Source organism: Bosea sp. AS-1 (assembly GCF_002220095.1).
Taxonomy (GTDB): Bacteria; Pseudomonadota; Alphaproteobacteria; order Rhizobiales; family Beijerinckiaceae; genus Allobosea.
In genome coordinates, this window is sequence record NZ_CP022372.1 from 2,058,773 (window position 1) to 2,078,501 (window position 19,729).

The window sequence follows — 19,729 nt, forward strand, 5'->3', positions numbered from 1 at the left end:
AAATCGAGGGCGGCATCGCTAGGTTTCTCCCATGCGACGCCTCATGCTCCTGCGCCATGCGAAATCGAACTGGCCCGCCGGTGTGGCCGACCGGGACAGGCCGCTCGCCGCACGGGGACGCGAGGCGGCTCCGGTGATGGGGCGCTACCTCGCCGACGAAATGCTGCTGCCGGATCTCGTGCTGATCTCGCCGGCCAAGCGCACGGTCGAAACCTGGGAGCTGGTCTTGTTCATGCTGCCGGAGAAGCCGGCGACCCAGTACGAACCGCGCATCTACGAGGCCAAGCCCGGGGCGCTGCTCTATGTGGTGCAGGAGACGGAGCCCTCGGTGAAGACGCTCCTGATGATCGGCCATAATCCCGGCTTCGAGGAGTTGGCGCGGCGGCTGGCCGGTCATGGCGATCGCTACGCTGCGGCGCGGATGGGCCAGAAATATCCGACGGCAGGTCTTGCGGTGCTCGATTTCGCCATCGAGGATTGGCGCGATGTCGACGAGCGCGGTGGCCGGCTTGACCGGTTCGTCACGCCTGCGTCCCTCGGTGAAGGGCCCGACGAGTGAGCGCTGCGGCGTGGTGAGCGACCCCTCCTACATCGACACCGCCCGCAATGCGGCGCTGGCCTTTGGCGACAGCCTGCTCGGGCTGGCGCGGCCGCGTCTGCGGCTTGGCGTCACCGGGCTCTCGCGCTCGGGCAAGACCGTCTTCACCACTGCCCTGATCCAGAACCTGATGGAAGGCGCGAAGCTGCCGGTGCTGAAGGCGGCTTCGCAGGGGCGCATCGCCCGCGTGCGGCTGGTACCGCAGCCCGATCCTGACGTGCCGCGCTTCCCCTACGAGGCCCATCGCGCGGCGATGAACGGGTCGGACCGGCGCTGGCCGGAGTCGACGCGGCGCATCTCGGAGCTGCGCGTCGAGATCGATTACGAACGGGCCTCCGGCTGGTTCAAGGGGCCGGCGACGCTGACGCTCGATATCGTCGATTACCCCGGCGAATGGCTGCTCGATCTTGCCTTGATCGGGCAGGACTACAAGGCCTGGTCGATGCAGGCGGTGGCCGATGCCCGCAAGTCGCACCGGCAGAAGGCCGCAGCCGATTGGCTGGGCGACCTCGCCGGTCGCGATGCTGACGGCCCCGCCGACGAGCTGGCGGCCGAGGCTGCGAGCGATCTTTTCAAGGGCTATCTGGCGAAGCTCCGGGCCGACCCGGAGGCCGTGGCGGTGACGCCGCCTGGCCGCTTCCTGATGCCGGGCGACCTCGAAGGTTCGCCGGCCCTGACCTTCGCGCCACTGGATCTGGGGCATGACCGGGAGCCGAGGCCCGGCACGCTCGCGGGGCTGATGGCGGAGCGCTTCGAGGCCTATAAGCGCGTCGTGGTCACGCCGTTCTTCCGCGACCATTTCGCCAGGCTCGACCGGCAGATCGTGCTGGTCGACGTGCTGGCGGCGCTCGACGCCGGCGCGCCGGCGCTGGCCGATCTCGAAACCGCGCTGGGGCAGGCGCTCTCAGCCTTCTCGGTCGGGCGCAATTCCTGGCTCTCCAGCCTGTTCGCGCCGCGCATCGAGCGCGTGCTCTTCGCCGCGACCAAGGCCGACCATATCCACCATTCCAGCCATGACCGGCTGGCGGCGGTGATGTCGCTCCTGGTCTCGCGGGCGCTGTCGCGAGCGCAGGGGGCCGGTGCGCAGGTCGAGGCCATGGCGCTGGCCGCCGTCCGGGCGACGCATGAGGTCCGCATCCGGCAGGGCCGAGAAGAACTGCCGGCCATTGCCGGGGTGCCTGAGGCCGGCGAGGAGATCGATGGGCAGGTCTTCGATGGCGTGACGGAGGCCGCGATCTTCCCGGGCGAGCTGCCTGAACGGCCGGAGGCCATCTTCGACCCGAAAAGCCACTGGCAGATCCGGGCGCCGCGCTTCCGCCCGCCGCTGGTCGAGGCCGATGCCGGCGGGCGGCTGAAGCCGCCGCCGCAGATCCGCCTCGACCGTGCGCTCGAATTCCTGATCGGCGACAGGTTGGCGTGAGGAGGGCACGGCGATGACGAAGGCACCTCGCGCGATCCTGCTCGGCGAAAGGGCGGCTGACGACATCGCCGTCGATGGCGGTGGCATCCGGCAGGGGGACGTTGCGATCCTGCCGGAAAGCGAGCCGGTCGATGCCATCGAGTCGACGGCCGTGGCGCCGGTGAAGCGCCGGTTCTCCTGGGGCTCGCTCTTCGTCGCCGGGCTATCGGGCTTTCTCGCACTGGCCGCCGGCGTCTGGGTCGAGAACACGATCTCGTCGCTGATGAGCCAGAACCCGGCGCTGGGCTATGCTGCGCTGGTCTGTGCCGCCATCGCCGTCTTTGCGCTGCTGGTGATGCTGGCGCGGGTGCTGCGTGACATCCTGCGCGAGCGCAAGGTCGAGGCCCTGCGGGAGCGCGGGGCCGATCTGCTCGTCGGCGGAACCACCGATGCCGCCAAGGCGCTCGCCGGCGAGCTTGCCGGTCTCTACAAGGCGCGCGCGCAGACCGCGCAGGGCAGGGCGGAGCTCGAGGCGGCGCTGCCGCAGCTCTTCGCGCCACGCGACGTGCTGACCGTCGCGGAACGCAGTCTGCTGGTGCCGCTCGACAGGCAGGCGCAGGAGCAGATCGCGATCGCGGCACGACGCGTCTCGCTAGTCACGGCGGTGAGTCCGCGTGCGCTCGTCGATGTCCTGTTCGTCCTCGTCGCCTGTGCCCGGCTGCTGCGTTCCATCGCCGGCATCTATGCCGGGCGCCCCGGTACGCTCGGATTGCTTCGGCTGGCCCGGCAAGTGCTGAACCACCTGGTGCTGACCGGCGGTATGGCGGCGGGCGACGCCGTGATCCAGCAAGTGCTGGGGCAGGGGCTTGCCGCACGGCTCTCCGCCAAGTTGGGCGAGGGGGTCATCAACGGCATGCTGACGGCCCGGATCGGGCTTGCGGCGCTTGCGGTCTGCCGGCCGCTGCCTTTCGTCGAGGCCACGCCGCCGACCCTTTCGGACGTGGCGGGTGATCTCGCCTCCTGGCGCGGAGCCAAGAGCGAGACGGAATGACCCGGCAGAATCTGCCCAGGGTGGGCGGTTCTACCCGGCGCGGATTGCCGCGAAACGCTTCGTAAACGATCTAACTCTCTGAAATACAAAGGCCGTGCGGCTGGCACGGCGCGTGCAGACTTTCGCCACGAGTTGTGGGCTGCGCCCTGGGGGGCGTGCCGGTCGAGGCGAGGGTGCCATGGGTGTTTTCAGTGCGCTGACGACAGCGGTTTCAGGTATGACGGCGCAGTCCTATGCGCTCGAGAACATCTCCGGCAACATCGCGAACTCGCGAACCGCCGGCTATAAGCGGGTCGATACGGCCTTCGCCGATCTGGTGCCGGATGCGGCGCTGAACCGTCAGGTCGCCGGCTCGGTCGCGGCTTTCAGCCAGGCGACGAACTCGATCCAGGGTGATCTCAACCCGACCCGCATCGACACCAACATCGCGATCAACGGCGACGGCTTCTTCGTGGTCGACCAGCGCCAGAGCGGCGTCGGCGCCAACACGCAGTTCTCCAACACGAATCTCTATACCCGGCGCGGCGATTTCGACTTCGACGCGAACGGCTATCTCGTCAATGGAGCGGGCTACTATCTCAAGGGCCTGAAGATCGACCAGGTGACCGGCCAGCTGATCGGTACGCAGCCGGACGTGCTGCGGATCACCAAGGAGCAGTTCCCCGCCAAGGCCACGACCTCGATCGAATATCGCGCGAACATTCCGGCCGTGCCGGGGACGACGCAAAAGTCCCAGGGCGGCAGCGAGCTTCTCAACGCGGCGTCCGTCACGGCTGCCGGGACGCCGCCGAACTCCTATCCCGCCAACGCCGCTGTGATGGGCAACAACATCAGCAGTTTCCTGGCGAGCTCGATCCCCGGCGGGTCGGTGACCGTCTACGACCAGCTCGGCAAGGCCACCAGCGTCGAGATGCGCTGGGCCAAGATCGACAATGGCGATGCCACCGCCACCCCGCCGACGACGGGCACCTGGGGTCTTTTCGTCGCTCAGGACACCAGCGCGACCGGTGCTGGCCAGGTTGCCTATGTTCAGGCCGGCCAGAACGTCACCTTCGGTACGACCGGACAGATGATATCCCCTGCCACCGGCGACATCGCGTTGCCGACGATGACGATCGGCGGGACGACGATCACCGGCATCAACCTGACGACCGGCGGCAACGGCGTGACGCAGAATGGCGACGTCAGCGGCCAGATCGATGCGCGCAGCATCCGTCAGGACGGCTACACCGCAGGCACGCTCGACCGCGTCTCGGTCTCGGCCGAGGGGCAGGTGATCGGCACCTTCAGCAACGGTCAGGTCGTGGCGCTCGCCCAGGTCTCGGTCGCCCGCTTCAACGCTGATAATTCGCTGAAGCGGCTGGATGGCGGTGCCTTCGAGGAGACGATCGAATCCGGGCCGCCGATCATCGGGCTCGGCACCTCGCAGATGGTCGGCGGCAGCGTCGAGCAGTCGAACACCGACATTGCCGACGAATTCTCGAAGATGATCGTCACCCAACAGGCCTACTCGGCCAACACCAAGGTCATCACCACCGCGCAGGAAATGCTGACCTCGGTGTTCAACATCATCCGGTGAGCGGCGCCTCTGCCTGAGCTGCGGCCCAGGAGGGCCGGGAAGAACGACAGGAGTTGACGATGGGGTTGAGCACCTCCCTCAACACGGCGATCGGTGGCCTCACCGCCAGCCAGGTCGGTATCGGCGTCGTTTCGCAGAACGTCGCCAATGCCGGGACGACGGGTTATGTCCGGCGCGTCGTCTCGAACAGCGACAGCCTGAGCGGGCTCACGATCGGCGTGCAGAGCACGCAGGTTCAACGGCTGCTCGACACCATCGTCCAGCATCAGCTCTGGCAGGAAGCGTCAGGAGCGGCCTACACTTCGACGCGCGCCAAGGCGCTGACGAATCTCGACAAGCTCTATGGCGCGCCGGGCAGCGCGACCGCGCTCGACACCGTCTTCAACAAGTTCACCAGCGCGCTGCAGTCGCTGCAGAACGATCCCTCGTCCTACAGCCTGCGCTCGCAGGTGGTCGACTCCGCAACGCAGCTTGCCCGGCAGCTCAACACGCTGTCGAGCGGCATCCAGGCGCAGCGCGACCAGGCCGAGACCGGCATCGCCACGGCCGTCACCAAGGTCAACGACCTGCTCGGCGCCCTCACCAAGGTCAACGCCCGCATCGTAGCGGCGCCAAACGACAGCGCGACAGCCAGCCTGAAGGACCAGCGCGACCTGATCCTCTCCGAGCTGTCGCAGTACGTCGACATCAAGACCACGGAGGATGCTCGCGGCTCGATCAGCGTCGTGACCGGTTCGGGGACGCAACTTTTCGACGGACAGCCCGCCGTCACCTTCAGCTTCGATGCCCATAGCGGGCTCGGGCCGGACGACCAGTGGAGCACCGACCCGACCAAGCGAGGCGTCGGCACGATCACGATGCGCAGCGCGAACGGCAGCGTGTCGGACGCGATCACCAACAACGTCTTCCGCTCGGGCGAGATCGCCGCGAATATCGAGCTGCGTGACAAGACGCTGGTGAAGGCCCAGGCGCAGCTCGACGAGATCGCCACCCAGATGACGAAGGCGCTGTCAGAGCGCTCGATCCAGGGAAACGTCTACCCGGCGGCCCCGGCCACGCCTACAGGGCTCGACGTCAACATCGACAAGCAGCGCGTCAACACGCTGACATTCGACTATACGTCTCCGCCAGCGACCGGGACGCAGCGTTTCACCTTCGTCGATGCGCCGGCCGGCGTGACCGTGCCGATCGGCAGCGACCCAAACAACAAGGTGATCGCGATCGATTTCTCGGCGAGCCCCGCCTCGATCGCCAGCCAGATCCAGAGCGCGCTCGACGCGAATGGCGCCACAGGCTTCACGGTTTCGAATCCTGGCACCGGGGTGCTGCGCATCACCGAGCCGAGTGGCCGCGTCGCCGGGCTCGGCGCCCAGACCACCGTGACCAGCGCGGATGCGGCCACACCGGAGATGCCGCTCTTCGTCGATGCCGGCAACAAGCCGTTCGTCGGCTCCTATGACGAGGCCACTCGCAAGGTCGGCTTCGCGGCACGCATCACCATCAATGCCGATGTCGTCGCCAACCGGGCGCTCTTGTCCGGGGCGCCCGGCACGCCGGCCGGCGACACCGCCCGCGCCAGCGCGCTGCTCGCGGGTCTGACGAGCAATGTTCGCAGCTTCGACAACTCCTCTTCGCCGGATGGCAGTACCGTGCCCTTCTCCGGGACGGTGGGCAACTTCGTCCAACGGGTCGTCTCTTCCCAAGGCCAGGCCGTCGAGACCGCGCAGCGGCTGGACGAAGGACAGCAGGTCGCGCTCGCCTCGATCCAGAGCCGCTTCCAGGAAACCGCGCAGGTCAATGTCGATCAGGAAATGTCGATGCTGATCGAGCTCCAGAACGCCTATGCCGCCAATGCCCGCATCATCTCCACGGTCAAGGAGATGATGGACATGCTGATGAGAGTGTGAGGCAGCCATGACCATCACCACCTATGGCACCGGCGCCTACCGCACGGCCCAGCCGAACAATTTCGTCTCCAGCCGCGCGCAGTTCGACGATCTGCAGCGGCAGCTCGCCACCAAGGAGCGCAGCACGAGCTATGGCGATCTCGGCATCGACCGTCGCGTCAGCCTCGACCTCAACGCCAAGATCTCCTCGCTCGAGTCCTGGCTGGATGGCATCGGTCTCGCCGACGTCAATCTGAAGCTGATGTCGGGCGCCGTCGACAACTTCGCGAAGATGGCGACGGAGAGCCGCAACGACATGCGCTCGAATACCTATCTGCCGACCTCGACCGGCCAGACGGCGCCGCAGACGCTGGCGCAGGAGAAGTTCAAGCAGACGCTCGACCTGCTGAACAGCAACGTCAATGGGCGCTATCTCTTCTCCGGTCGGACTTCGGACACGCAGCCCACGCTGAGCTATGACGAAATCATCAACGGCAGCACCGGCAAGGACGGGCTGCGGCAGGTGATCGACGAGCGCAAGAAGGCCGATCTCGGCAGCGACGGCATGGGCCGGCTGCAGATGGGAGTGACGGGCACGACGACGATCAATCTGTCGGATGCCGACCATGTCTACGGCTTCAAGCTCGGCGACATCTCTGCGACGGGAACCGGCATTTCGGTCTCCGCCCAGACGCCCGCGCCTGCCGGGACGAATGCCGCCTTCGCCATCTCCGTCACCGGCCAGCCCGTGCCCGGCGACAAGGTCAGCATCACCCTGAAGCTGCCCGATGGCACGCAGGAGCAGATCACGCTGACCGCGCGTGCGCCGGGGACGAGCGGCTCGGCTACGGATTCCTTCGAGATCGGCGCGGACATCAACGCGACCGCCGCGAACCTGCAGAATTCCATCGGTACGGCGATCAAGACGGAGGCGAAGACAACGCTTTCCGCCGCCTCCTCGCAGGTCGCAGCGGCTGCCTTCTTCGCTGGCAGCACCAGCAACCCGCCCGTGCGCGTGCCCGGCGCGGATCCTTACACGGCGACCAATCCTCCCACCAATGCCGGCGTCAAGGATACCGTGATCTGGTATCGCGGCGACGATGCCACCGATCCGGCGCGCAGCACCGCGACGGTCCAGGTCGATCAGGGGCAGACCGTCGGCACCGGCGCCCGCGCGAACGAGGAGGCCTTCCGGGTCGGCCTCGCCCAGTTCGGGATCATGGCGGTCGAGACCTTCCCCGCCGACGATTCCAACTCGCAGGCCCGATACGAAGCGATGGCGGAGCGGGTCGGAGACCGGCTCGGCTTCGGCGGCACCACCCAGAAGCCAACGGAGCTCATCACCGAGCTGGGCTCGGCCCAGACGGCGCTTGCGAATGCCAAGGAACGGCATCAGAGCACCAAGGATTACCTGACCACGACGCTTTCGGGTGTCGAGAACGTGACGACCGAAGAGGTGGCGACGCAGATCCTGTCGCTGCAGACACAGCTGCAGGCGAGCTACCAGGTGACGTCGATGCTCTCGAAGCTCTCGCTGACCAACTATCTCTGAGAGCGAGCTGTCAGGCGGTTCGCGCGGGGGCGGGGACTGGTTGTCGCCCTGTTCAGACCCTCGCATATCCACAAAAGCGAAAACGCCGCCCATCGGGCGGCGTTTTCGTGATGGCTCATCGGATCAGGAGGCGGTCAGCGACCGCGCAGGCCGGAGGCGATCTCGCGATTGATGCTGACCAGGATGCCGAGACCCTGCGGCTGCGGGTCAGCCGCGAGCTTGAAGCTCTGGTTGAAGATAAAATTCGCGAGGCCGAGGATATTGGTCTTGATGCCGACCGGCAGCGGGTTGTCTTCCGCGATCATGGCCTTGACGAGCAAGGTCCAGAGGCGCCGGTTGTAGGAGAGCGCGTCGTCGAGATCGCCTTCCCGGTTCATCCAGTCGTCGGCGACGGATTGCAGCCGGGTGGCAGCCTTGATCAGCAGGGAGGCTTCGAGCTCGCGGGGAGAAACGACGGACTGGGCTGTCTTGGCAGCGGCGGCGTAGGCGTTAAACCCGTTTTGCATGCTCGATCAATTCCGCTTCGTAGGCGATCAGCTTCTTGGCTGCCTTGAGAGCCTTATAAAGATCGCCGCTTAAGATGCGGTTATTGATCTCGTGAATATGCGGCAGAGCGCTCGGCGCGGCCTGCAGGAAATCGCGCACGAGCTGGAAGAAGGTCTCGTGCTGGTGCGTGGGATCCTGTTCCAGATACATCAATTGGACGGCCAGATAGATGTTCTTGGCCGGCGTATCGGCGCTGGCTGCGGTGAGAATATCCTTCTCGCGCAGGATCGGGGCGTCACCCTCGATGAAGAAGCGCGTGCGCTGCTCGTCGTTGCGGATCACCACCTGGCCGATGATGATCCGTTCACGCGGCTTGAGCTCGACCTTGAGAGCCATGTCGGTCCTGCCTTCTGGCTTGGAGGGGGGCGTGTCTTCGGCGTCAGCCGAAGAGCCGGAGCACGCCCTGATCGGCCTGGTTGGCGAGCGACAGCGCCGTCTGCGAGAGCTGCTGGCGGGTGTTGAGCGCGAGCAGCTTGGCGCCTTCCTCGTTCGGATCGGCGAGGACGAGGTTGTCGGCGCCCACGGTCAGCGTGTTGACCAGGTTCTTGGTGAAGTCCTGGCGGGTCTGCACGACCGAGAGCTGCGAGCCGAGCGTCGAGGAGATCGCGCGCAGTGAGGTCAGCACGTTGGTGAGACCGTCGGCGGCCTTGTTGAGGTCGTTGTCGTTCTGGATGTTGTAGTCGCCGGCGCTGGTCGTGGTGCCGTCGACGGCCATGCCGATGCCCAGATTGGCCGAGGTGATCGTCTGGCCCTGGACGTCGAGCTTGTTCTTGTTGGCGCCGGTCTTCTCGTTGAAGGTGATCGACAGCAGGTCGCCGCCGAGCAGGTTGATGCCATTGAAGCCGGCATCGCGGGCGAGACCGTCGATCTGGTCGCGCAGATCGTTGAACTGCTTGACCAGCGTCGAGCGTACCGAAGAGGTGCCGGCCGCGGTCACGCCCGCGATCACGGTTCCCGTGCCGAACAGCTTGTCGGTATCGGTCGTGACGGGGGAGAAGACGCCCGCCGTCGTCGCCGTGCCGGCCGCGATGGTCAGAGGATCGGAACCCGTGCCGGTGACGGTCAGCTTGCCGTCGTTGCCGACCGAGGCGGTCGCGATGCCGGAGCCGTTGATGCCGTTGACGAGGTCCCGGACCGTGGCGCCGGCGGCGAGGTTGAACGTGTAGACGGTCGTGCCCGCCTTGATCTGGATGGCGTTGCTGTCGGTGCCGGTCGCGGCGGTGAGGCCGACATTGCCGACGCTCGACTGGTCACCAGCGGTGGCCGGGTCGTCGCCCTGGGCGAGGCCGGCGGTGCCGATGAGCTTCTTGTTGAGTGCGACGTCGAGCTTGCTGCCGGCTGGCGGGAAAGTGGCGTTGCCCGCGCCGAGATCGGCGGTGCCGGCGATCTTGGGACGGTTGGCGGCGGCGTCGTTCTGGGCCTGCTTGATCGTGGACTGCAGCGACTTCACCAGGTTGGTGATCGAGTCGATGCCCTTCGATGCGGCCTGGATCGTCTGGATGCCGTTCGAGATGCCGTCGAGCAGGCCAGTGAGCTGGTCGGCGCGGTCGTTCAGGTTCAGCGAGGTGAAATAGTTGACCGGGTTGTCGATCGCGGAATTGACCTTGCGGCCGGTGGCGAGGCGATTCTGGATCACGCTCTGCTGGGCCGTGGTCTGCTGCAGCGTCAGCAGGTTGTTGCGGACGCCGCTGGAAAGAATCGTGTTCGCCATGTCTCGGTCCCCTGAGAGCGCGATCGCGGCGCCTGCATGGTTTGGATCGGACCGATCATCATTCGTTAAGACTAATATTAGGTTAATAGGCGCCGGTCGGAGTTAAAATGCGAAAACGGCGGGGCTTTGGGCCCCGCCGTTTTCGTCGTCTTCGGCCCGCTCCTGCGGGCTGCCCGCTTCTGCGGACGAAGATCAGAACAGGCGCAGAACCGCCTGGTCGGCCTGGTTCGACAGCGACAGAGCCGTCTGCGACAGCTGCTGGCGGGTCTGCAGGGCGAGGAGCTTGGCGCCTTCCTCGTTGGTGTCCGCCAGGGTCAGGTTGTCGGCACCCTGGGTCAGGGTGTTGACGAGATCCTTGGTGAAGTCCTGACGAGTCTGCACTGTCGAGAGCTGCGAGCCGAGCGACGAGGAGGTGGCGCGCAGCGAGGTCAGCACGTTGGTGAGCGAGTCCGCGGCCTTCGCGAGATCGGCGTCGTTCTGGACGTTGAACTGGCCGGTCGTCGCGCTGCCGTCCACGGCGGTCGTGATACCAAGGTTCGCCGAAGTGACGGTTTCGCCCTGGATGTCGAGCTTGTTCTTGTTGGAACCGGTCTTTTCGTTGAACGTGATCGACAGCTTGTCGCCGCCGAGCAGGTTGATGCCGTTGAAGCCCGAATCCCTGGCCAAGCCGTCGATCTGGTCACGCAGGTCGTTGAACTGCTTGACGAGCGTCGAACGGACCGACGAGCTGCCGGCGGACTGAACGTTCGTGGTCGTGCCGCCGATCAACTTGGCGGTTTCAGCCGCGCTGCCAGCGAAAGCACCGGCGGTTGTGGCGCCGAGTTCCACCGACAAAGCGTCCGAACCCGTGCCGCTGATCGAAAGCTTGCCATCGTCGCCGACCGAAGCCGTCGCGATGCCGGACGAGTTGATCGTGTTGACGACGTCGCGAACAGTCGCGGTCGCCGACAGCGTCACCTTGAACGTCGTGCTGCCAGCCTTGATCTGCAGCTCATTCTGCGCGACGGCAGCGCCCAGGTTGCCGTTCGTCGCTTCGTTGGTGCCCGCCGTCGCCGGGTCGTCCGCGCTGGCCACGACCGCGCCGGCGCCAACAGCCGCCTCGAAGACGTTCTTGTTCAGGGCGATGTCACGCTTGCTGGCATTGACCGGCAGAGTGGCGCTGTTGCCGCTCAGGTCGGTCGTGCCGGCAATCTTGGGACGGTTGGCGGCGGCGTCGTTCTGAGCCTGCTTGACGGTCGACTGCAGCGACTGAACCAGCTTGGTGATCGAGTCGATGCCCTTGGAGGCCGCGGTGATCGTCTGGATGCCGTTGGAGATGCCGTCGAGCAGGTTGGTCAGCTGACCGGCGCGGTCATTCAGACCAGCGGCGGTGAAGAAGTTGACCGGATTGTCGACCGCGGAGTTGACCTTCTTGCCGGTGGCGAGACGGTACTGGGACTGCGCCGCATCGGCCTTGGTCGAGTTGAGCGCAGTGAGCGCCGAACGCACGCCGGCGGAGAGAGAAACGGTAGCCATTTGAAAAACCCTTCTGGGATGGTGCCTTCTGGCGTCGAGGCCGTCCTGGCCGCGACTGGGGGACACTGCTTCGGGGCTTCGTAACGAGAGGTAAATTTCCGCGCTCGAATGCCTCAGGTCTTGGCGGGGCTAACGATGTGGTGAACGAGCGATTAAGGAGGGCGGCGTGCCCAGAAACGACAAAAGCCCGCTTACGCGGGCTTTCTGCGGAAGCGTGTATTTCACAAGCCTCAGGCGGTGCGTTCGACCCGGTGGGGTGTCTCGCTGGCTTCGCGGGCGCGTTCGGTGAGTTCGCGCGAATAGGCTCGCAGTTTCAGAGTGGCCTCGTCGGGCAGCTGGAAGATCGTCTCGCCGGTTTCCCGGTTCTTCTTCTGCAGCACCAGGGCGCGCGTCCGGGGGTCGATGATAAGCTTGCGCTCCACGGTGTCATCGAGCGTCTTATCGGCTTCGCGGCTGTTCTGCGCGCGCTCGAAGCCACGCCTCTCGCCGGCGGCGCGGCTGCGGGCATCGCGCTCCTGAGCGCGGACATCGACGTGGACGGCGTCGCCGGCCGAGGCGGATTGCACGGTCTTCTCGGGGGGAAGATCAACAGCGACGCTGCCGGGCTGGGCGGTGACGTCGGCACGGGCAACGGCGGGCGCGCCGGTTACGGCAGACACCTTCGGGACATTGCCAAAGTCCATGTTGCACTCCTTCTGGAGCTCTCGACGGTGCCGCTGCACCGCTTCGTCGTCGTATCGCGGACAGGATAGAGCCATCCGATCCTGACGATACTGCCCGAAATGATTGAATCCCGCGTTAGAAAATTAGGTAAATATTGAAGATTGCCGTGGCAGCCGCCGAGCGTCCGCAGGGCGCACGTCCCAAGGTGGTGTCGCCGGCGTTCAGAGCTGGCGGGAGACCACGAGCGGCCCTGAGTTCGGCCGGGCGAAGACGCCCGCGCCGACTTTGGCTGTCGGCCCGTAGCCATTCGCCCGCATCGGCTTGTTGGCATCGGCGGCGAGGTCGCGGATCACGGACTCGGAAACGGCTCGGGCCGTCGCAAGCACGATCTGGTTGGTCTCGATCAGCCCCTGGAAGGCGTGATGTGCCTCTTTCAGCCGCTTCACCTCGGCGGGGGCGAAGCGGGCAAGGGCGACGGCATTCAGCTTCACCTGCTCGACACCGCGCATATAGATGCCGGCGAGCTCGGTCTTGCGGGGCTCGCGCGTCATCGCCTCGGGCAGGCGGCCCGCGCGCACGAGCTCGGTCTCCTCGCCGACGAGATGCGCCAGCGCCGCGAGTGCCTCAAGCACGCCCTCGACCAGCGCCCTGGCCTCACCGGGGCCGGAAATGCGCGGCCGCTCGTCGAGAATGCGTTCTGCCGCCGACATCCTCAGGCTCCCGCCGAGCCCTGGGCCTGCGAACCCTGGGCCTGCAGACTCAGCATCTCGCGCAGGATCTGGTCGGACACGCCGATACCGCCGGCCTTCTGGATCTGCTGGGCGTATTGTTGCGTGAGCTGCGAACGCCAGACGTCGCCGCCGGTGCCGTTGTCGCCGAGCGGCCCTTCCGTACCCATGTTGGTGAACATGTGCTGGGTCATCTGCTCGAGAAACATCGCCTCGAAATCGTCGGCCTGCTTCTTGGCTTTCGCCTTGGCCGGGTCGAGGGCATTGGCGATGCCGTCGACGAGCTTGCCGGCAACGCCGAGCGCGAGATTGGCGGCGGGGAGGGCGAGAGCGGCAGTCATCACATCACCTCGATTTCGGCCTGCAGCGCGCCCGCCGACTTGATGGCCTGGAGGATGGAAATCAGGTCGCGCGGGCCGATGCCCAGCGCGTTCAGCCCGTCGACAAGCTCGGCGAGCGTCACGCTTTCCTTGACGAGGGCGAGCTTGTTGCCGCCTTCGGTATCAACCTTGACGCTGGTGCGCGGCGTCACGACCGTCTGGCCGCGCGAGAAGGGTTCTGGCTGCGAGACCTGTGGCTGCTCGCTGATCGTGACGGTGAGGTTGCCCTGCGCCACGGCGACGGTGGAGACGCGCACGTCCTTGCCCATCACGATGATGCCGGAGCGCTCGTCGATGACGACGCGGGCGAGCTGGTCCGGCTCGACGCGCAGCTGCTCGATATCGGTCAGCAGCTTGATCATGTTGCCCTTGAAGCGGGCCGGGATCTGGAGGACCACTGTCGAGGGATCGGTCGGCTCGGCGGAGTCGCCGCCGATGAAATCGTTGATCGCGGCGGCGACACGGCGCGCCGTGGTCAGATCCGGATTGCGCAGCGACAGGCGCAGGGTGCTCAGCTTGTTCAGCGCGAAGTCGATCTCGCGCTCGACCACGCCGCCATTGGCGATGCGCCCGACGGTCGGGACGCCGCGCGTGATCTTGCTGGCCTCGCCTTCGGCCGAGAAGCCGGAGATCGCGACCGGCCCCTGGGAGACGGCGTAGACCTCGCCATCGGCGCCGAGCAGCGGCGTCACCAGCAGCGTGCCGCCCTGGAGCGATTTGGAATCGCCCATCGCCGAGACGGTGACGTCGACACGAGTGCCCTGCGTGGCGAAAGGCGGCAGGTTGGCGGTGACCATCACGGCGGCGACGTTGGCGGTGCGCATGTTGGCGCCGCGCGTGTTGACACCGAGGCGTTCCAGCATCGCCTGCAGCGACTGCTTGGTGAAGGGGGTGTTGTTGAGCGTGTCGCCGGTGCCGTTGAGGCCGACGACGATACCGTAGCCGAGAAGCTGGTTGGTGCGCACGCCCTCGACGGCGGCAAGGTCCTTGATGCGGGAGAGCGCGAAAGCAGGCTGCGCCGGCAGGCTGAGGCCGAGCACGAGCAGACCGACGAGCGGCCGCATCAGCGTTCTCAGGGCGGGCAGGCGAAACATGGGGCTTCCGATGCTCGTGTGCGAATCTGGCATCTGCCCTGCGAGGGGCGTGCCAAGTCGCGGAAAAAAGAAAAGCCTTGTTTATCAGTTAGTTGTAGGCTTGTCGTGTCCGGGCAGCGCCGCGGTTCTGCCTGCCGATCCTGCCGGGGCGGCAGTTTCTGCCGGGTGCTTTACCGGCTGTTAACCGTGAGAGGCCAAGCTTTCGTTAACACTTCGCGTTCGCGCATCGGGCGCCCGAAGGTCGGCTTTCCGTTCCGCCCCGATGCTCCAATGAGGCCGCCATGATCAGGATCGACCAGCGCGCGCCCGTCTCCGGCGCCGGCCCGGCGAGTTCCGCAAGGCGTGCGAGCGGCGCGTCCTTCGCGCTTCCGACAGCCGAGAGCGAGACGCCGACCCGCAGTGCCGGCGTGGCCACGGCCGGCCCTCTGGACACGCTTCTGGCCGTGCAGGCCGATGAAGACCAGCAGGAGCGCAAGCGTCGTCAAGCGCGGCGCGGGCACGATCTGCTCGACGGTCTCGACCGGCTGAAGGCGGCGCTGCTCGCGGGCCGGGTGTTGCCGTCGGAGCTGGAGCGGATCCGGCACGCCCTGGCGTTAAGGCGCGAGACGACCGACGACCCGCGCCTCGACGAGGTGCTGGCTCACATCGAACTGCGCGCTGCGGTCGAGCTGGCGAAACTCGGGCGCTGAAGCCGCCAGCGCTCACGCTGACGGGGTTATGCCGTCAGCGGATGAACTGGTCGACATATTCCGCGCCGAGCCCGTTCTGGGCGTAATGCGCTCGGCACTTGTCGATGCGGGTGAAGACGTCGTCATAGCCGAGACATTTGCCATCCGGGTCGACATAGATCATCGCGCCGTTGACCTGGAACATGGTGATCATCTCCTCGACATCGGGATCGACCACCAGCGTGTGGGTTTCGCCCGGCGCCTCGTAGACATAGGAGCCTTCGGTCGCGACCCAGTCGTGCTCGAGGTAGCGCCACTTCCCCTTCAGCACATAGCCATGCACCGGCAGCGGATGGCGGTGACGCGAGAGCACGCCGGCGCGCCGCACCTTCAGCAGGTTCATCCAGTAGCCGCGCGACACGCAGAAGAGCAGGGGGCGAAACCAGACATTGTCGTCGACCGGCACCCAGACGCGCTCGTCCGTCGGGATGACGTTCGGGACGATCAGCTCCGGCGGAGATTCCTTGGGCTGGGGATGGCGATAAGGCGTCCAGCGCTCTTCCTGGGTTGCGGCGACGGGCATCGGGCTGGTCGTGTTCATGGCGTCTCTCCCGTGCTGAGTTCTTGATTCAACGGTCGTACAATTCGATTCAGGATGCGTTTTCAATTCATTGAAAACATTTGATTTTCAGACCGCGAGGTAGCCGCCGTCGACCGGCAGGATCGCGCCCGTGATGAATTGTGCCTCCTCCGAGACCAGGAAGGCGATGGCGCCGCCGACATCGCCGGGCTTGCCCCAGCGACCCATGGGCGTGCGCGCGAGGATCGGGGCCGAGCGCTCCGCATCCTCGACGAGCGGTCGCGTCAGCTCGGTTTCGATCCAGCCGGGGGCGACGGCATTGACCCGGACGTTCTCCGGCGCCCAGGCGGCAGCCAGCGATTTGGTGAGCTGGCCGATGCCGCCTTTCGAGGCCGCATAGCCGGGTGCGAAGGGCGAGCCGTGGAAGGTCAGCATCGAGGCGATGTTGACGATGGCACCGCCCTGCTTGTCCGGCCCCGTCGCCGCGAGCTTCTCCTTCGCGGCAAGGCACATGCGCATGGTGCCGGTGAGGTTGACCTCGATGGTCAGGCGGAAGGCGTCGATCTCGAATTCCTTGCCGCCGCGCTGGATCATGCCGGCGCAGTTCACCAGCGCGTCGAGCCGCGGGCAGGCCGCGACGATGGCCGCGACCTCGTCGTCACGGGTGACATCGAGGCGGGCGTGACGGATGGCCGGGTGCGCCGGGGTGACGGCAACCTCCTCCGCGGTGAGGCCGGTAGCGAGGACTTCGTAGCCGGCCTTGGCGAGAGAGAGGGCGGCGCCGGCGCCGATGCCGCGCGTGCCACCGGTGACGAGGGCGAATTTCGATGAAGCCGATTGTGTCATGTGCCGGAGGCTAGAGCGCCGGCCGGAAATGGGGAAGGGCGCCTGCCGCAGGCCGCCATGAGCCTGCGGCTTACCTTACTGCCACTTGTATTTGAGCGAGATCAGCGCGGTGCCGCGGGTCTCATAGTCGCTGGCGACGAGCGGCAGCTTGCGGGCGAGCGCCAGATCGAGCGATGCCTGCCAGGGCAGATCCGCCATCTTGGCGAGATCGACCGAGAGCTTGACCTCCGGCGTCAACGTGGAATGGAACCCGTCGCCCGAGGCGAAGACATAGTTGCCGGCCATGCAGAGCTGCGTCGTCAGCGTCAGATGCGGGAAGATTTGCCGCCGATAACCGATCATGGCATCGCCGGTCTGCTCGGGATTGCCGCCGACCGTGCCGCTGCCTCCGGTCGAGAGGCCCCAGATCACGCCGGGAGTGGAGGAGACGGGCTGGGCCCAGCGCCAATCGAACCGTGCGTCACGCGATGCGCCTGCTTGTGCCGGCGTCGTCAGGCTGGTCGAAAGCGAGAAGACGTCCCGGCCCAGCTTGAAGCCGACGGAGCGGTCCTCCTGCGCGCTCGCGATCGTCTCGCGCGCCGCAAAGCCCTTGCGAATGATGTCGACCGGGATCGGCGCGCGTGCGCGCAGATGCGCACCGGACGAGGCGTTGGTCCGGCCGATCGCCGCCAAAGCCGGATTGAACACGATGGCGTCGGCGCTGGCGGTTATGGCCTCAGCGGCTCCCATCTCGTCGGCGTCGGGGTCTTGCAAGGCAGCGCGCGGGATCGGCAACTGCGCGGCCGTCTCCGGCGTTGCGTCCTGCGCGTAGGCCGGGCCGGTGGACAACAGTCCGACAAGAAGAAGCGCTGCCGGCGCTACGGCGGCGCTCTTGATCATGATGTGGCGAAACACGTCGTTCGTCCTGTCGCTATGACGAGCGGCAGATCAGGCTAGGCGAGGAAGATGCCGATTTTGCGGCAGCGCAACATATTCGCGTGGATGCGCATTGCCCGAAAGCTGCGCTTCCCCCGCCGGCCCGAACCCGCTAGGAAGCCCCCAAGCTGCCGACAGCGGCGAAAGCCGCCGTTCCGGATCGTTCTATACTGGAGAGCACAGGGGTCACCGCATGAGCAAGATCAAGGTCGCCAACCCGGTCGTCGACATGGACGGCGACGAGATGACCCGGATCATCTGGCAGAAGATCAAGGACACGCTGATCTTCCCGTATCTCGATCTGCCGCTCGAGTATTACGACCTCTCGGTCGAGAACCGCGACGCGACCAACGACCAGGTCACCATCGACGCCGCCAACGCCACCAAGAAGTGGGGCGTTGCCGTGAAGTGCGCGACGATCACGCCGGATGAGGCGCGCGTGAAGGAATTCAACCTCAAGGAGATGTGGAAGTCGCCGAACGGCACGATCCGCAACATCCTCGGCGGCGTGATCTTCCGCGAGCCGATCATCTGCAAGAACGTGCCGCGCCTCGTGCCGGGCTGGACCAAGCCGATCGTCGTCGGCCGCCATGCCTTCGGCGACCAGTACCGCGCCACCGATTTCAAGTTCCCGACCAAGGGCACGCTCTCGATCAAGTTCGTCGGCGAGGATGGCCAGGTGATCGAGAAGGAGGTCTTCAAGGCCCCCGGCTCCGGCGTCACCATGGCGATGTACAACCTCGACGACTCGATCCGCGACTTCGCCCGCGCCTCGCTGAACTACGGCCTGATGCGCAAGTATCCGGTCTATCTTTCGACCAAGAACACCATCCTCAAGGCCTATGACGGACGCTTCAAGGATATCTTCCAGGAGATCTACGACGCCGAGTTCAAGACGGAGTTCGAGAAGGCTGGCATCACCTACGAACACCGCCTGATCGACGACATGGTCGCCTCGGCGCTGAAGTGGTCGGGCGGCTATGTCTGGGCCTGCAAGAACTACGACGGCGACGTGCAGTCCGACACCGTGGCTCAGGGCTTCGGCTCGCTCGGCCTGATGACCTCCGTGCTGATGACCCCGGACGGCAAGACCGTCGAGGCCGAGGCCGCGCACGGCACCGTTACCCGCCACTATCGCGAGCACCAGAAGGGCAAGGAGACGTCGACGAACTCGATCGCCTCGATCTTCGCCTGGACCCGTGGTCTCGCCCATCGCGCCAAGCTCGACAACAACGAGGAGCTCGCCAAGTTCGCCAAGCTGCTCGAGAAGGTCACGGTCGACACGGTCGAGGCTGGCGACATGACCAAGGACCTGGCGCTGCTCGTCGGTGCCGACCAGAAGTGGCTCTCGACCACCGGCTTCCTCGAGAAGGTCAGCGAGAACATGAAGAAGGCGATGGCGGCCTGAGGCTGCCTCGTTGCCCAAGATGGAAGCCCGGCCGCAAGGCCGGGCTTTTTCGTTTGGGGCACCCGCACGGCGGAACGCGGATGCCTCTGAGACGTTGTCGATCGTCGCCGCTATCCTGATGATGCGGTGTCCCGCCGGGAGGACCAGCATGCCGAAGATCGACCTCGATGCGGTTCCCAGAATCAAGGGTTCCGGCTACCCGGAAATCTTCGCCGCCCCCTGCGCGGAGCGTATCAGGCAACGACTCGGCAATGCCGGCCGGCTGCAGGATTTCGGCGTCAATCTGATGCATCTGCCGGCTGGCGGGTGGTCGTCACAGCGGCACTGGCATTCACACGAGGACGAGTTCGTCTATGTGCTGGCGGGAGAGCTGATCCTGATCGAGGATGAGGGCGAGACGCTGCTCCGCGCAGGCGACTGCGCTGCCTTTCCGAAGAACAGCGGCAATGGCCATCACATGATCAACCGCTCGGACGCGGAAGCGGTCTATCTGGAGGTTGGCTCGCGCTGGCCGGCGGATATGACGACCTGCTCCGATATCGACATGATGAGCGCCAATGCCGATGGGTATTTCGTGCGAAAGAGCGGCGAGCCCTATCCGCAAGGCTAG

General features: G+C 66.0%; 20 protein-coding genes. 9 read left to right on the forward strand and 11 right to left on the reverse strand.

What is annotated here, in order from left to right; translation table 11 throughout:
• Positions 1-31: 31 nt before the first annotated feature.
• The 6 genes from CE453_RS11475 to CE453_RS11500 all read left to right on the forward strand — a co-directional run bounded on the left by CE453_RS11475 (position 32) and on the right by CE453_RS11500 (position 8,065).
• Complete coding sequence (locus CE453_RS11475; RefSeq protein ID WP_089174706.1) at positions 32-559, forward strand: SixA phosphatase family protein; 528 nt, start codon at positions 32-34, stop codon at positions 557-559.
• Entirely contained in the window at positions 486-2,018 is a 1,533-nt protein-coding gene (locus tag CE453_RS11480; protein ID WP_089174707.1) for a YcjX family GTP-binding protein, read from the forward strand. The genes CE453_RS11475 and CE453_RS11480 overlap by 74 nt, the downstream gene beginning before the upstream one ends.
• Before the next feature lie 13 nt (positions 2,019-2,031).
• Entirely contained in the window at positions 2,032-3,048 is a 1,017-nt protein-coding gene (locus CE453_RS11485) for a YcjF family protein (protein ID WP_089174708.1), read from the forward strand.
• Between the two features lie 178 nt (positions 3,049-3,226).
• Positions 3,227-4,627, forward strand: a complete 1,401-nt coding sequence (locus CE453_RS11490) for a flagellar hook protein FlgE (RefSeq protein ID WP_089174709.1) — start codon at positions 3,227-3,229, stop codon at positions 4,625-4,627.
• 59 nt (positions 4,628-4,686) lie between these two features.
• A complete protein-coding gene (gene flgK / locus CE453_RS11495; RefSeq protein WP_089174710.1) occupies positions 4,687-6,534 on the forward strand; it encodes a flagellar hook-associated protein FlgK in 1,848 nt (615 codons plus the stop codon).
• A 7-nt stretch (positions 6,535-6,541) separates the two neighbouring features.
• Complete coding sequence (locus CE453_RS11500) at positions 6,542-8,065, forward strand: flagellin (protein ID WP_089174711.1); 1,524 nt, start codon at positions 6,542-6,544, stop codon at positions 8,063-8,065.
• Positions 8,066-8,199: 134 nt separating this feature from the next.
• Here the strand turns inward: CE453_RS11500 and flaF are convergent, their stop codons facing one another.
• From flaF to CE453_RS11540, 8 genes are all read right to left on the reverse strand, one after another.
• Positions 8,200-8,571 (reverse strand): flagellar biosynthesis regulator FlaF, encoded by a 372-nt coding sequence (gene flaF / locus CE453_RS11505; RefSeq protein WP_089174712.1) that lies wholly within the window; start codon positions 8,569-8,571, stop codon positions 8,200-8,202.
• A complete protein-coding gene (gene flbT, locus CE453_RS11510) occupies positions 8,555-8,947 on the reverse strand; it encodes a flagellar biosynthesis repressor FlbT (protein WP_089174713.1) in 393 nt (130 codons plus the stop codon). The genes flaF and flbT overlap by 17 nt, the downstream gene beginning before the upstream one ends.
• 43 nt (positions 8,948-8,990) lie before the next feature.
• Positions 8,991-10,322, reverse strand: coding sequence for a flagellin N-terminal helical domain-containing protein (locus CE453_RS11515; protein WP_089174714.1), 1,332 nt, complete (start codon positions 10,320-10,322; stop codon positions 8,991-8,993).
• A gap of 192 nt (positions 10,323-10,514) precedes the next feature.
• Entirely contained in the window at positions 10,515-11,837 is a 1,323-nt protein-coding gene (locus tag CE453_RS11520) for a flagellin N-terminal helical domain-containing protein (protein ID WP_089174715.1), read from the reverse strand.
• A 230-nt stretch (positions 11,838-12,067) separates the two neighbouring features.
• Complete coding sequence (locus CE453_RS11525) at positions 12,068-12,520, reverse strand: hypothetical protein (protein ID WP_089174716.1); 453 nt, start codon at positions 12,518-12,520, stop codon at positions 12,068-12,070.
• Between the two features lie 201 nt (positions 12,521-12,721).
• Entirely contained in the window at positions 12,722-13,210 is a 489-nt protein-coding gene (locus tag CE453_RS11530) for a hypothetical protein (protein ID WP_089174717.1), read from the reverse strand.
• Between the two features lie 2 nt (positions 13,211-13,212).
• Positions 13,213-13,569, reverse strand: coding sequence for a rod-binding protein (locus CE453_RS11535; RefSeq protein ID WP_089174718.1), 357 nt, complete (start codon positions 13,567-13,569; stop codon positions 13,213-13,215).
• A complete protein-coding gene (locus CE453_RS11540) occupies positions 13,569-14,672 on the reverse strand; it encodes a flagellar basal body P-ring protein FlgI (RefSeq protein WP_089177846.1) in 1,104 nt (367 codons plus the stop codon). The genes CE453_RS11535 and CE453_RS11540 overlap by 1 nt, the downstream gene beginning before the upstream one ends.
• Before the next feature lie 311 nt (positions 14,673-14,983).
• On the opposite strand from CE453_RS11540, the gene CE453_RS11545 reads away from it, so the two are divergent.
• A complete protein-coding gene (locus tag CE453_RS11545; RefSeq protein ID WP_089174719.1) occupies positions 14,984-15,391 on the forward strand; it encodes a flagellar assembly protein FliX in 408 nt (135 codons plus the stop codon).
• Between the two features lie 34 nt (positions 15,392-15,425).
• Here CE453_RS11545 and CE453_RS11550 read toward each other — a convergent pair whose 3' ends face one another.
• The 3 genes from CE453_RS11550 to CE453_RS11560 form a co-directional block, all read right to left on the reverse strand.
• Positions 15,426-15,971, reverse strand: a complete 546-nt coding sequence (locus tag CE453_RS11550) for a 2,4'-dihydroxyacetophenone dioxygenase family protein (RefSeq protein ID WP_248308036.1) — start codon at positions 15,969-15,971, stop codon at positions 15,426-15,428.
• Positions 15,972-16,058: 87 nt separating this feature from the next.
• Entirely contained in the window at positions 16,059-16,796 is a 738-nt protein-coding gene (locus tag CE453_RS11555; protein WP_089174720.1) for an SDR family NAD(P)-dependent oxidoreductase, read from the reverse strand.
• A gap of 75 nt (positions 16,797-16,871) precedes the next feature.
• Positions 16,872-17,690, reverse strand: a complete 819-nt coding sequence (locus CE453_RS11560; protein ID WP_157732998.1) for a hypothetical protein — start codon at positions 17,688-17,690, stop codon at positions 16,872-16,874.
• Between the two features lie 214 nt (positions 17,691-17,904).
• Here CE453_RS11560 and CE453_RS11565 point away from each other — a divergent pair, with 214 nt between their 5' ends.
• On the forward strand, positions 17,905-19,119 hold the full coding sequence (locus CE453_RS11565; RefSeq protein ID WP_089174722.1) for an NADP-dependent isocitrate dehydrogenase: 1,215 nt from the start codon (positions 17,905-17,907) through the stop codon (positions 19,117-19,119).
• A 148-nt stretch (positions 19,120-19,267) separates the two neighbouring features.
• Positions 19,268-19,729 (forward strand): cupin domain-containing protein, encoded by a 462-nt coding sequence (locus tag CE453_RS11570; RefSeq protein ID WP_089174723.1) that lies wholly within the window; start codon positions 19,268-19,270, stop codon positions 19,727-19,729.